At 59.5% G+C, this 13,875-nt stretch carries 9 protein-coding genes; 3 read left to right on the top strand and 6 right to left on the bottom strand.

Features of this window, described 5'->3' with window-relative positions; translation table 11 throughout:
- Positions 1 to 51: 51 nt before the first annotated feature.
- From brnQ to phoB, 5 genes are all read right to left on the bottom strand, one after another.
- Positions 52 to 1,371, bottom strand: coding sequence for a branched-chain amino acid transport system II carrier protein (brnQ, locus tag CVE23_RS05805; protein ID WP_038918152.1), 1,320 nt, complete (start codon positions 1,369 to 1,371; stop codon positions 52 to 54).
- Positions 1,372 to 1,799: 428 nt separating this feature from the next.
- Positions 1,800 to 2,906, bottom strand: coding sequence for a cobalamin-independent methionine synthase II family protein (locus tag CVE23_RS05800; protein ID WP_038918151.1), 1,107 nt, complete (start codon positions 2,904 to 2,906; stop codon positions 1,800 to 1,802).
- A gap of 204 nt (positions 2,907 to 3,110) precedes the next feature.
- The gene (locus tag CVE23_RS05795) at positions 3,111 to 4,088 is read right to left on the bottom strand and encodes a PstS family phosphate ABC transporter substrate-binding protein (RefSeq protein ID WP_038918150.1); all 978 of its coding nucleotides are present in this window, start codon (positions 4,086 to 4,088) and stop codon (positions 3,111 to 3,113) included.
- Between the two features lie 81 nt (positions 4,089 to 4,169).
- Positions 4,170 to 5,492, bottom strand: coding sequence for a phosphate regulon sensor histidine kinase PhoR (gene phoR / locus CVE23_RS05790; protein ID WP_049842511.1), 1,323 nt, complete (start codon positions 5,490 to 5,492; stop codon positions 4,170 to 4,172).
- A 27-nt stretch (positions 5,493 to 5,519) separates the two neighbouring features.
- Positions 5,520 to 6,209, bottom strand: coding sequence for a phosphate response regulator transcription factor PhoB (phoB, locus tag CVE23_RS05785; protein ID WP_012770778.1), 690 nt, complete (start codon positions 6,207 to 6,209; stop codon positions 5,520 to 5,522).
- A 375-nt stretch (positions 6,210 to 6,584) separates the two neighbouring features.
- On the opposite strand from phoB, the gene sbcD reads away from it, so the two are divergent.
- A complete protein-coding gene (gene sbcD, locus CVE23_RS05780; protein WP_038918149.1) occupies positions 6,585 to 7,817 on the top strand; it encodes an exonuclease subunit SbcD in 1,233 nt (410 codons plus the stop codon).
- The gene (locus CVE23_RS05775; RefSeq protein WP_100849096.1) at positions 7,814 to 11,497 is read left to right on the top strand and encodes an AAA family ATPase; all 3,684 of its coding nucleotides are present in this window, start codon (positions 7,814 to 7,816) and stop codon (positions 11,495 to 11,497) included. Before sbcD ends, CVE23_RS05775 begins: the two co-directional genes overlap by 4 nt.
- Before the next feature lie 37 nt (positions 11,498 to 11,534).
- Here CVE23_RS05775 and mak read toward each other — a convergent pair whose 3' ends face one another.
- Positions 11,535 to 12,446, bottom strand: coding sequence for a fructokinase (gene mak / locus CVE23_RS05770; protein ID WP_100849095.1), 912 nt, complete (start codon positions 12,444 to 12,446; stop codon positions 11,535 to 11,537).
- A 171-nt stretch (positions 12,447 to 12,617) separates the two neighbouring features.
- Between mak and rdgC the strand changes: the two genes are divergently transcribed.
- A complete protein-coding gene (rdgC, locus tag CVE23_RS05765; RefSeq protein WP_033570236.1) occupies positions 12,618 to 13,529 on the top strand; it encodes a recombination-associated protein RdgC in 912 nt (303 codons plus the stop codon).
- Positions 13,530 to 13,875: the final 346 nt, after the last annotated feature.

Here is a 13,875-nt window from a genome sequence, read left to right as displayed (position 1 = left end):
GAAAAAACCACAGGCAAACGCCTGTGGTGAAAAACATCAGTCAAACCGTACTCAGGAATGTGCGGTAACTTCCTGACGACCGGTGATGCGGTCATAAATCGCCACCACCAGCAGAATGATCAGCGACGGCGGCAGCCAGGCCAGCCCTTGCTCGCTCATCGGCAGGCTCTGCATCCAGCCCGGCAGCAACGGCTGAAAAGCGGACGACTTGATGCCGTCAACCAGACCGAACAACAGACTGACCAACATCACCGGCGCGATGACGTGGGTGCTGTTATTCCACCAGCGGCGGGTGAAACTCAACAGCACCAGAACGATACACGGCGGATAGATGGCGGTCAGCACCGGCACCGACAGCTGAATCAGGTGACTCAGCCCCAGATTGGACACCACCATCGAGAACAGCCCCAGCACAAATACCAACGCACGGTAGGACAACGGCAGGTACTGAGCAAAAAATTCGGCGCAGGCGCAGGTCAACCCTACCGCGGTCACCATACAGGCGATAAAAATCAGCAACGCCAAGAAGCTGCTGCCCATATTACCGAAGGTGTATTGCACATAAGCGTGCAGGATCTCGGCGCCATTCTGCGCGTTCGGCACCAGCGAACCGCTGAAAGAACCGAGGTGGAACAGGCTCAGGTACACCAACGTCAGCCCCAGACCGGCGATCAACCCAGCCAGAATGGTGTAGCGGGTCAACAGCGCCGCATCGGTGATGCCGCGTGAACGGGCGGCGTTGACAATCACAATGCCGAACACCATCGCGCCCAGCGTGTCCATGGTCAGATAGCCGTTGACGAAACCGCTGGAAAACGGCACCTGCTGGTACGCTTCGGCGGTCGGCGCCGGCGAGCCGGCCGGCCATAGCAATGCCGCGATGCCCAGCACGGTCAGCGCGATGATTTTCACCGGCGCCAGAATATGCCCGACGGTATCCAGCAAACGGCCGGGATAGAGCGAAATCGCGATCACAATGGCGAAGTAAATCAGGCTGTAAATCAACAGCGGCGACGCGCCTTCGCCCACCAGCGGCGCGATCCCGACTTCGAACGATACCGTAGCGGTACGCGGCGTGGCGAACAGCGGCCCGACCGCCAGATAGCAGACCGTCGCCAGCAGTACGCCGGCTTTTTTGCCGATCGGGCTGCTCAGCGTATCAATACCGCCGCCCACGCGGGCCAACGCTATCACCGTCAGCACCGGCAGGCCCACCGCGGTAATCAGGAAACCGAGCGCGGCGATCCACACGTGCTCACCAGCCTGCTGACCGACCATCGGCGGGAAAATGATGTTTCCGGCGCCGACAAACAGAGCAAAGGTCATGAAGCCCAATGCCACGATATCTTTGGAAGTTAAACGATGACTCATATGTATGTTGTTGTTGCCTGTAAAAATGTTGTTGTCTGTAAAAAACGGTGTTGCCGGCAGAAACCGGGCGCTAAAGCGGCGCACGCGAAAAGCGAGACGTCCGTGCGATGTGCAGGATTATGGATGTGAGATTTTATTGCACAGCGTTAATGGGGGCTAAGTAAAACGTTTATAGCAATAAAAGGCAATACGCGATCGGTAAACCAGAACATTAATCTGATATTTTGTAAAAAAATAGCATCTCAGTTTATCTTTTCACGGGCAGACTATACATGATTTGTGCATTAAAACAGTTTGTAGCGCGATAAATCAGCTCAAAATTACGACAACGAGCAATAATTATCCATATTAAAAACTTATAGAAATAAAAAACGCCGGTAATACGCGCCGGCGTTATAAAAAAGCATATTGGTTTGCAGCGCCGGTGATTACCAGACGCGTTTGGCGATATCCACCACCAGCTTCAGTTTGTCCCACTGCTGCGCTTCCGACAGCGTGTTGCCCTCTTCGGTAGAAGCAAAGCCGCACTGCGGGCTTAAGCACAGCTGGTCCAGCGCAATATATTGCGTCGCTTCGGCAATGCGCTTCTGCACGTCGTCCGCATTTTCCAGCGTCCCGGTCTTGGTGGTAATCAGGCCCAGCACCACCTTCTGGTGACCCGGCTTGATGAAACGCAACGGTTCGAACCCGCCCGCCCGTTCGGTATCATATTCGAGGAAGAACGCATCCACTTTCACTTCGCCAAACAGGGTTTCCGCCACCGGCTCATAGCCGCCTTCGGAAATCCAGGTGGAACGGAAGTTGCCGCGGCAAACATGCAGGCCCACCACCAGATCGGCCGGTTTACCTTCCAGCGCCTTGTTCAGCACCTGCGCATAGGTGCGACGCAGATAATCCGGATCATCACCGCGTTCGCGGATTTGGCGCTTCTGGTCTTCGGAGCACAGATACGCCCACACCGTATCGTCCAGTTGCAGATAACGGCAGCCCGCGTCATAGAACGCATGGATGGCATCACGCCAGGTCTGCGCCAGATCGTCGAAGTAGTCTGCCAGATCCGGATAAACGGTACTGTCGATTACGCTACGGCCGCCGCGGAAATGCAGCACGCTCGGGCTGGGGATGGTCATTTTGGCTACGGCGTCGCCGGCCACGCTTTTGAGGAAACGGAAATCGTCCAGCATCGGGTGCTGCGGATTAAAGCTGACCTTCCCGGTCACTTTTACACCGCGGGCTTTAGTCTGCACGCCGTTGAACTGGATGCCCTGCTCCGCTTCATAACGTTCCACGCCGTTCAGGTTGTCAAAGAAGTCGAAGTGCCACCAGGCGCGACGAAACTCGCCGTCGGTCACCAGTTGCAGACCCGCCGCGCGCTGCAATTCCACCGCACGCTGAATTTCCTGATCTTCGACGCGGCGCAACGCTGCCGCATCAATCTCACCGGCCTGAAACTGCAAACGCGCCTGCTTGATGGCAGCCGGACGCAACAAACTGCCGACCACATCGGCACGGAACGGAGGAAGGGCTTGTGTCATGTTTAGCTCCTGCACTTCAGCTGACGCGAAACGGATCGGTTTCAGTCAGTCGATTTTTAGATGAATTGATTTTTAGAGGAAATAGTTACGCCGCTGAACTTTATAGCCATCCAGACGGCTAGACATGGAGCTATCCTGTCATGAGTTTTTCTCAGCGACAATGGAAGAATTTTCACGTCACGTGAAATAAATTCATCTTAGGCATCAGTTTATTGCAGGATCACCCATCGACGACGAAACGGCATCGCCAAGCCCAAGCAGTTGTCTGGCCTGCTCGCGCGCCATTTCCGGCAGCGGCAGGTAACCATCCTGGCTGACCAGCGCCTGCCCCGGCGCCGACAGTACCCGCTCCAGAAACGCGGCGGTCAGCGGTTCCAGCGGTTTACCAGGCATTTTATTGACGTAGATGTAGAGATAGCGGGTATAGGGATAACGCCCGCTGCGGATGGTGTCGGCGGTCGGCAGCACGTAATCGTCTTTGTCGCTGGCCGCCAGCGGCAGCACCCGTACCCCGCTGGCGCGAAAGCCGATGCTGGCGTAACCGATGGCGTTGACCGACGCCGCCACCGCCTGCACTACCGAGGCTGAACCGGGCAATTCGTTGACCTGCGGCAGGAAATCGCCGCCGCACAGCGCCTGTTGTTTGAAAAAGCCATAGGTGCCGGAGGCTGAATTGCGCCCATAACGCAGTAGCGATCGTTGTCGCCAGACGCCGTTCAGCCCCAGTTCCTGCCAACGTTGCACCGTTTTTCCAGCGCCGCAGCGGCGCGTCACGGAAAAGATGGCGTCAAGCTGGCGCACCGTCAGCCCGGTAATCGGGTTATCCTGATTGACCAGCACCACCAGCGCGTCCAGCGCCACCGGCACCGCCGTCGGCGCGTACCCGTAATGCTGCTCGAACGCTTCGATTTCGCTGCTCTTCATCGGCCGGCTCATCGGCCCCAGCTGCGCCGCCCCTGCCGCCAGCGCCGTCGGCGCCGACGACGAGCCGGCCGCCTGAATCTGCAGGTTAACGCCGGGGTAATGCTGGCTGAAATCCGCCGCCCAGAAGGTCATCAGGTTCGCCAGCGTGTCGGAGCCGGCGCTGGACAGGTTACCCGCCAGCATCGCCTGCGGCGCAGCGGCGGCGGCCTGACCGAACAGGCACAACAGCAAGGCAAGCAGGCGGCGGGTGGGTATCATGTGCGGTTTCCATCGGGGTGAAAGACAAGAGCACGCTATTTTCGGCACAGCGGCGGAGACAATCAAGCCCCGCCGCCGTCATTACAGCTGTGGATTCGCGGCGTTCTGACTCAGCACCGAGCGGACTATCAGCCGGTTCGGCAACGTGAACATGAAGCGGGAGCCGGCGCCCTCTTCGCTGAGGATCTCCAGCCGGGAGTCGTGGTGGCTGAGCGCATGCTTGACGATCGCCAGCCCTAGCCCGCTGCCGCCGGTCTGGCGCGAACGGGCCTTGTCGACGCGATAAAAACGCTCGGTCAGGCGGGGAAGATGTTCGGCGGCGATGCCCGGGCCGTTATCGCTGACCTGGAACTGCGCGCCCTGCGGCGTCTGCTGCCAGCATACCTCAATGCGGGTACCCTGCGGCGTATGGTTGACGGCGTTATACACCAGATTCGACACCGCGCTGCGCAACTGCTCTTCGTTGCCGAACACCTGCAGTTGCTCGTTGACGCGAAACACAATCTCGTGACGCCCCTGACTCAGGGTATCGGCTTCACGCTTGAGCACCCGCAGCATCAGCGGGATATCCACCTTCTCGTTAAGATCGATGGCGGCGGCGGCTTCGATGCGCGACAGCGTCAACAATTGCCGCACCAACCCGTCCATGCGGCGGGTTTGCTCCTGCATGGTGTGCAATGCCTTAGACTGCAACGCGCCATCCAGCGATTCGTCGTTCATCATCTCCAGATAGCCCTGCAACACCGTCAACGGCGTGCGCAGCTCGTGGCTGACGTTGGCGAAGAAGTTGCGGCGCGCGCCTTCCAGTTGGTGCATCTGGGTCACATCGCGGGCCACCATCAGCAGTTGCCCTTCCGAGTAGGGCATCACCCGGAATTCCACGTGGTGGGAATTTTTCAGCATCAGCGTCAGCGGGCGGCTGAAGTCTTGCTGTTGCATGTACTGAGTGAACTCCGGGTAACGCAGCAGGTTGAGGATGTTCTGACCGTTGTCTTCCGGCCAGCGAAAGCTGAGCAGGTGCTGAGCCAGCCGGTTACACCAGATGATGACGCCCTCTTCGGTGGTGATGACCACCGCATCCGGCAACGATTCCGCCCCGCTGCGAAAGCGTTTAATCAGCAGCGCCAGCTCGCGCCGACGGCGGCGGTTGCGCAGTTGCATCTGATAGAGGCCGTAAAACAGCGGCTCCCAGCTCCAGCGGCCGGGCGGCGGGGTCATGCTGCGGTCAACCCACAGCCAGTAGGACAGGCGCAGCTGGTTATAGAAGTTCCAGCACAGCGCCGCCAGTACCGACGCCAGCAGAAACCAGGGCAGATAGCCGATAATCAGCCCCAGCAGCAGACCGGGCAAACAAAAAAAAGCCAGCTCCAGCGCCAGCTTTTTCCAGGACAAACGTTCTAGCACGTCAGATTTTCTCCGGGACTCACGCTATCAATAACGTGTTGAGAAACGGTATCCAGTTCCCCGAACGGTCTGAACCATCTTGTCGTGTCCGCTGGTTTCCAGCGCCTTGCGCAGGCGGCGGATATGGACATCCACAGTGCGATCCTCAACATAAACGTTAGTGCCCCATACGTGATTCAGCAACTGCTCACGACTATATACCCGTTCCGGGTGCGTCATAAAGAAATGCAGCAGCTTGAACTCCGTCGGCCCCATATCCAGCGCGTGTTCTTCCGTGGTCACCCGATGCGAAGAGGGATCCAGGCTCAACCCGCGCATTTCAATCACTTCCTCAACCGCCATCGGCGAAATCCGGCGCATCACCGCCTTGATGCGCGCCACCAGTTCTTTGGGCGAAAACGGTTTGGTGATGTAATCGTCGGCGCCGACTTCAAGACCACGCACGCGATCTTCTTCTTCACCACGCGCCGTCAGCATCATGACCGGAATATCACGGGTCAGCGCTTCGCGTTTCATGTGCTTGATAAACTGCAAACCGGACCCGCCGGGCAGCATCCAGTCCAGCAGCACCAGTTCAGGATAAGGTTCGGCCAGCCGGGTAACGGCGCTGTCGTAATCCTCAGCCTCAACCGGCTGATAACCGTTCTGTTCCAGCACGAAGCACACCATCTCGCGAATCGGCGCTTCATCTTCCACCACCAAAATACGTCTTGCCATATCAATCCTGCCGTTAATCGTCACGGTTAGCGTGCGGTGTGCATTATGCGTCAGTTTTATGACAGATTTATGAAAAATGGCGCCCCGGACTACGGTACGTTTCCGCCCCGACAGCCGCGGCCCCCTGCCGCTGCCGCAGACCGCCGGTACGCTTAATTTCTCACATTACCTGTCCGCGACGACACTGCCAAATACTCCCGGGTAGCCGGGCCATACAGATATTATGGGACATGCCCTAAACTGCACGCCTATAATCGCCGATGATAAAGACGCGGTGTTTCGCCATGACGAACAAGCGCCTTGCCTCACTGACCGCCATTGTCCGCAAGCACCGCCAAAACAACATATCGTTTGCACTCACCTGCAGGGAGTCTCATGCGAATTATTCACACGTCTGACTGGCATCTCGGTCAGTACTTTTATACCCGGAGCCGTGCGCCTGAGCATCAGGCATTTTTACACTGGCTGGTTCAGCAGGTTGAGCAGTATCAGGCCGATGCAGTAATAGTAGCAGGCGATGTGTTCGACAACGGCGCGCCGCCCAGTTATGCCCGTGAAATGTATAACCATTTTGTGGTGGCGTTGCAGCGCACCGGCTGCCAGTTGGTGGTGATGGGCGGCAACCATGATTCGGTCGCCACCCTGAATGAATCACGCGCGCTGCTGGCCTGCCTGAATACCCGGGTGGTCGCCGGTTTTGACGGCGATATCCACGAACAGGTGCTGGTGCTGAACAACCGTGCAGGCGAGCCCGGCGCGCTGCTGTGCGCCGTTCCTTTTTTGCGTCCGCGCGACGTGCTCACCAGCCAGGCCGGCCAGTCCGGCGCGCAAAAACAGCAGGCGTTGCAGGATGCCATCACCCATCATTATCAGCGCTGTTACCAGCTCGCCTGCGAGCAGCGTGAAGCGCTGGGTCGCGAACTGCCGATTGTGCTGACCGGCCACCTCACCACGGTGGGCGTCGCCACGTCCGATTCGGTGCGCGATATCTATATCGGCACGTTGGACGCGTTCCCGGCGCAGGCCTTCCCCCCGGCGGACTACATCGCGCTCGGCCATATTCATCGCCCGCAGCGGGTGGCGCAATGCGAACACATCCGGTACAGCGGCTCGCCGATCCCGCTGAGTTTTGACGAACTGAATCATGAGAAATCGGTGTATCTGGTGCATTTCGAGCAGGGAAAACTGCAGGAGGTCACCGCGCTGACCGTGCCGACCGAACAACCGATGCAACTGGTGAAAGGCAATCTGCCGGAGATCGAACGCCGGCTAGCCGGATTCCGCGACTATCACGGCGACAAACCGGTGTGGCTGGACATTGAAATCGCCACCCAGGATTACCTGAGCGACATTCAGCAGCACATTCAGGCGCTGACCGAACCGCTGAACGTGGAAGTGCTGTTGCTGCGCCGGGCGCGGGAACAGCAGCAACAAATGCTGGTGCAACTGGAAAAGGAAACGCTGGAGGAGCTGCAACCCGCCGAGGTGTTTGCCCGACGGCTGGCGCTGGAGAGCGATCTGGACGAGGCGCGCCAGCAGCGCCTGAAAGGGTTGTTCGACCGGGTCATTCAGGAGATTGACGAGCAGCGACGGGAGGCGTCCGCATGAAAATTCTTAGCCTGCGATTGAAAAACCTCAACTCGCTGCAGGGCGAGTGGAAAATCGATTTCACCCGCGAGCCGTTCGCCAGCAACAGTCTGTTCGCCATCACCGGCCCTACCGGCGCGGGTAAAACCACGCTGCTGGACGCCATCTGCCTCGCGCTGTACCACCAGACGCCGCGTCTGAAGGTCGGCCCCAGCCAGAACGAGCTGATGACGCGCCACACCGCCGAATGTCTGGCGGAAGTGGAATTCGAGGTGAAGAATGTCGCCTACCGCGCCTTCTGGAGCCAGCGGCGCGCCCATAATAGCCCGGAAGGCAATCTGCAGCCGCCCAAGGTGGAACTGGCGTTGTGCGCCGACGGCAAAATCCTCACCGACAAGGTGAACGACAAGCTGACGATGATCGCCGATATCACCGGGCTGGATTTCGATCGTTTCACCAAATCGATGATGCTGTCCCAGGGGCAGTTCGCCGCCTTCCTGAACGCCGATGCCAATCAGCGGGCCGAACTGCTTGAAGAGCTGACCGGCACCGACATTTACGGCCAGATCTCGGAGCGGGTATTCGAGAAACACAAAGACGCCCAGAGCAAGCTGGAAACCCTGCGGGCGCAGGTCACTACGCTGGAACTGCTGAGCGACGAACAGCGTCAGGCGCTGGAGCAGCAGCTGGAAGCCATCCGCCAGCAGGAACAATCGCTGTCATTGCACCGGGAAGAGGTGTTGGGGCATCAACGCTGGTACGACACGCTGCTGCAGCTCCAGCAGGCGCAACAACAGGCCCAACAGCAGCGTGCCGCACAGGAACAATTGCAACAACAGTCGCAATCGCAGATGGATAAGCTGCAGCGCAGCGAACCGGCGGAAAAACTGCGTCCGCGCTTTGATGAACGCGAACGCGCGCTACGGGAAAAACAGCGCCTGACCCAGCAGTTGAATAGCGTCCGCCAGCAGATCAGCCGCCAGCAGGATGCGCTCAATCTGTTGAAAATCCAGCTGGAAAAAGCGCAGGCCACCCGACAGCAGCACGCCGAGTATCGCCAGCAGCAGGAAACCTTGATCAATGAACGTATCCTGCCGCTCGACCATCACATCGCCACCCAGCAGGCCCAGCGCGCCCAGCAACAGCAGGCGCTGGATAACCTGCTGGAGCAGCAGAAAACGCTGATCGCCAGCCTGACCAGACTACAACGCCAGCAGGAACAAACACGGCAACGGCTGGAAGACATCGAAAACTATCGCCGGCAGCATAGCCGCCATCAGCATTTGGGCAGCCATATTCCGCTGTGGCAGGCGCAATTTCCCCAGCAGCAGAAATGGCAGCAGGACTTGCAGGTGCTGCAGGAAAAAGCGGCGCAGCAGCAGATTCAGGCGGAATACCTTGACCAGCAGCGCGCCTCGCTCGCCGAAAAACATCAGGCGCAGCAAAGCGCCTGCGAGCGAGCGAGCCAACTGCTGACCGAGCACTTGCAGCAGGATGAACAGCTGGAAGCGGAGCAACCGCTGGCGGACCTACGCCAGCAACTGGCCCGGCTCATGGCCGAACGGCCGGATCGTCAGCAACTGGCCACCAGCGCCGCCGTGCTACAGCAGTTGATTAGCCAGCGCACCCTGCTGGAAGCGCAACAGCTGGACACCCAACGCCGCATTCAGGCGCTGGAAGATCAACAGACCCAGCAGCGTCAGGACTATCAGCGTCAGGCCGACCATCTGGCCGACCTCGACAAACGTCACGAACTGGAGCTGCGCATCGTCAGTCTGGAACGCGAGCGCCAGCAACTGCAACCGGGCAAAGAGTGCCCGCTGTGCGGCTCCCCGCATCATCCGGCGGTGGAACGCTATCAGGCGCTGCGCCCTTCGGAAACCCAGCTCCGGCTGCATGCGCTGCGTCAGGAAGTGGAGGCGCTGAAAGCCAGCGTGGTGCAAACCGAAACCCAGCTTCAGTTGCAAAAACAGCACCGCCTGCAGCAGCAAAACGCGCTCGACGGCGTCCGACGCGATTACGAGTCGCTGCAGTTGCAGTGCAAATCAGTCAGTGAACGCTTACTTGTTGATTTCGATCCGCTGCAACTGCCGGCCCTGCATCAGTGGATTGAAGCATCCAACGTGCAGGAGCAGTCGCTGCAAGCGCAGATCGCCAGTCGTGAGCGTAATCAGCGCCATATTCAGGAAAGTAAGGATTTACTCACCTCGGCGCAGCAACTGCTGGCGCAAACCGTACAGCAACTGGAGCTGAACACCCAGCAACAGTCGTCGCTGCACGCCTCGCGGGAAGAACTGCGGTTGTTGCTGGAAAAAACCGAACGCGAGTTGCAACGCCTGCACGACAGCCTCAGCCAGACGCTGGAAACGTTCGAACTGACGGCGCCTACGCTGGCGCAGCAGGAAGACTGGCTGCGTCAGCGCCAGACGGAATGGCTGCGCTGGCAGGAAAACGAACACGAACAGCATCAGTGCCAGCCGCAACTCGCCGCGCTGGAAGCGGAAATCGTCGCCAGCCAGCAGCGGCAGGAAGAAACCGACGCCGCCATCAAAACCTATCAGCAGCAACTGGCCGATACCCAACGCACGCTGGAACAGGCGCAGCAACAGCGCTGGCAATTGATGGGCAATCAGGCGGTGAATGAGGTGCTGAAGCAATTGCGGCAGGTCAGCCAGACGCTGGAGCTGGAAAGCCAGCAGGCGCAGCAGCAGTGGCAACAGGGCCAGTCGTTGCACAGCCGCCTGAACGGGGAAATCGGCAGTCTGGAGCAGCAAAACCAGCATGCCGAAACCGCATTGCAGCAGCTTCAGACCGGATTTGCGGAAGAGCTGACCGCCGCCGGGTTCGACGATGAAGCCGCCTTCCGCCATGCCTTGCTGGCCGAGGCCGAGCGCCATCATCTCCTCACGCTAAAAGAGCGGCTCAACCAGCGTCAGCAGCAGGTGGATGCGTTGCAGCAGCAGGCGGACAGCGCGCTGGAGCAACACATGACGACCCGGCCGGAATCGATGCCGGAAGGCATTAGCGACCATGACATCCGTCAGTTGCTTTCCGGCCTTGGGGACATGGTGAAAGCCGAAGCCGCACATCAGGGTGAACTGCGCCAGCAGCTTGCCAGCGATCAGCAACGCCGCGACAAACAGCGCCAGTTGCTGGAAGCCATCGCCCGCGGTCAGCAACAGTGCGACGACTGGGGCTACCTCAATCAGTTGATTGGCTCGCAGAAAGGCGACAAATTCCGCCGCTTCGCGCAGGGGCTGACGCTAGATCATCTGGTGTTTCTGGCCAACCGCCAGCTGTCGCGTCTGCATGGGCGCTATCTGCTGCAGCGCAAGGCATCCGACACGCTGGAATTGCAGGTGGCCGATACCTGGCAGGCCGACGCGGTACGCGATACCCGCACGCTGTCCGGCGGCGAAAGTTTTCTGGTCAGCCTGGCGCTGGCGCTGGCGCTATCCGATCTGGTCAGCACCAAAACCCGTATCGACTCGCTGTTCCTCGACGAAGGTTTTGGCACGCTGGACGGCGAGACGCTGGATACCGCGCTGGACGTACTGGATAACCTGAATGCTTCCGGCAAGAGCATCGGCGTCATCAGCCATGTGGAAGCGATGAAAGATCGTATCCAGGTGCAAATCCGGGTCAGAAAGCGCAACGGTCTGGGCGTCAGCCAGCTCGACAGCGCGTATGCGGTGAAATAAATTCAGCGGGGACGCATCTGGCGTCCCCGCTGGACGTTTACCGCGCTTGCGGCCACAACCAGGCGGCGCCGCGCACGCCGCTGGAGTCGCCGTGCATCGCCTGTCGAACCGGCGTATCGCACTCGCCGCCGAACACCCACTGTTTCAGCAAACCGGGCACGGTGTCATACAGCCGTTTGACATTACTCATGCCGCCGCCCAACACAATCACATCCGGGTCCAGCAGATTGACGATATGCGCCAGCGATTTGGCCAGCCGCCGCTCATAGCGTTGCAATGCCTGTTCCGCCAGCGCATCGCCCCGCCCGGCCAGATCAATAATTTCATGGCCCTGACGCGTCTGGCCGCTCAGGCGCTGATAATCCATGCCAAAGCCGGTGCCGGAAATAAACGTCTCGATGCACCCCGTGCGGCCGCAATAGCAAGGCATCGACTGCTGGTCGCGCCATTCGTCGGCATCCATCCACGGCAGCGGATTATGCCCCCACTCGCCCGCCACGCCGTTGCGCCCGATGTGCGCCTGCCCATTCAAGGCGATGCCGGCGCCGCAACCGGTGCCGATAATCACCGCAAACACCTTGCCGGCGCCAGCCGCCGCGCCATCCACCGCTTCGGATACCGCAAAGCAGTTGGCGTCGTTCGCCACCCGTACCGGCCGGCCTAACAGCTGCGCCAGATCCTGATCCAACGGCTGCTGATTCAGCCACACCGAATTGGCGTTTTTGACCCGGCCGGTCACCGGCGACAGCGTGCCGGGAATACCGACGCCCACGCTGCCGCGCTGTCCGGTGGCCTGCTCCGCCATGCCAACCAGATCGGCGATAACCTGCAGGGTTTGACGATAATCGTGGCGCGGCGTCGCCACCCGGTGGCGGAATGCCTCACGCCCCGCGTCCGTCAGCGCAATGACCTCGGTTTTGGTACCGCCCAAATCAATACCTATTCGCACGTTGTCTCCTGTTTATCCACCGAACTCGCGTATTCCTGATGATGACATTATCGTACCTTCCCTCACCACAATTCGTTATCATGCCCGCTGCGAATAACCCCTGCGTCCTGATACTCGCCCCACGTTATCACGTGGAAACGCGCCAGCGACGCGCCAGTCTGGGAAGAAAGAATGCTGTGGTTTAAAAATTTGATGATTTATCGCCTGAGCCGCGATATCAGCCTCTCTGCGGACGCCATGGAGACACAGCTGGCCTCCTTCGCCTTTACCCCCTGCGGCAGTCAGGATCTGACCAAAACCGGCTGGGTCTCGCCGATGGGGCCGCACGGCGATGCCCTGACCCACGTGGTCAACGGTCAGATACTGATCTGCGCCCGCAAAGAAGAGAAGATCCTGCCTGCGCCGGTCATTAAGCAGGCGCTGCAGGCCCGGATCGACAAGCTGGAAGGCGAACAGCACCGCAAACTGAAGAAAACCGAGAAGGACGCGCTGAAAGACGACGTGCTGCACAGCCTGCTGCCCCGTGCGTTCAGCCGTTTTAGCCAGATTTCACTGTGGATCGACACCGTCAATCACCTGATCATGGTGGATGCCGCCAGCGCCAAGAAAGCCGAGGATACGCTGGCGCTGTTGCGTAAAACGTTGGGGTCGCTGCCGGTGGTGCCGTTAACCATGGAAAACCCGATCGAGCTGACGTTGACCGAATGGGTACGTTCCGGCCAGACGCCAGCCGGTTTTACGCTGCAGGATGAAGCCGAACTGAAAGCGGTGCTGGAAGACGGCGGCGTCATTCGCTGCAAGAAACAGGAGCTGGTCAGCGACGAAATCGCCACCCACATCGAAGCGGGCAAAGTGGTGACCAAACTGGCGCTGGACTGGCAGGAACGCATCCAACTGGTGCTGGCGGACGACGGTTCGCTCAAGCGTCTGAAATTCGCCGATACCCTGCGCGAGCAGAACGACGATATCGACCGGGAAGACGTGGCTCAGCGGTTTGACGCCGACTTTACGCTGATGACCGGCGAAGTGGCGGCATTGATCGCCAACCTGACGGAAGCGTTGGGTGGCGAGGCGCAGCGGTAATCACACCAGCCGCAACAGGGCACCAGATAAGCTGGCTCCCTGTTGATTGCCGACAAAACTTCTTACAGGTAATGGTTTTTTGTGGCGTCAAAATTGCGCTGAGGTGGGCGACTTCGCCGGGTGAGCGACAGGACGTCGCGAAAGCCCGTGCCGCGCCGGACAAAAACGTCGGGAACGTTTTTGAACAGCGTTTACGCTGGCCCGAAGGGCGAGCCCCAGGGATGGGGCGAGTAAACACGTCACGGGCGGTCCGAATAGCGAAGGCGAATGCCGAAGGAACCGCGCCAGCGGCACAGTTTAGCCGTCAGCCAGAGGTCAAGGAGAGGCGGCGCTGAGTAACCGTGTT

This window comes from Dickeya fangzhongdai (assembly GCF_002812485.1).
Lineage (GTDB): Bacteria > Pseudomonadota > Gammaproteobacteria > Enterobacterales > Enterobacteriaceae > Dickeya > Dickeya fangzhongdai.
This window is presented reverse-complemented; position numbering and strand designations above follow the sequence as displayed.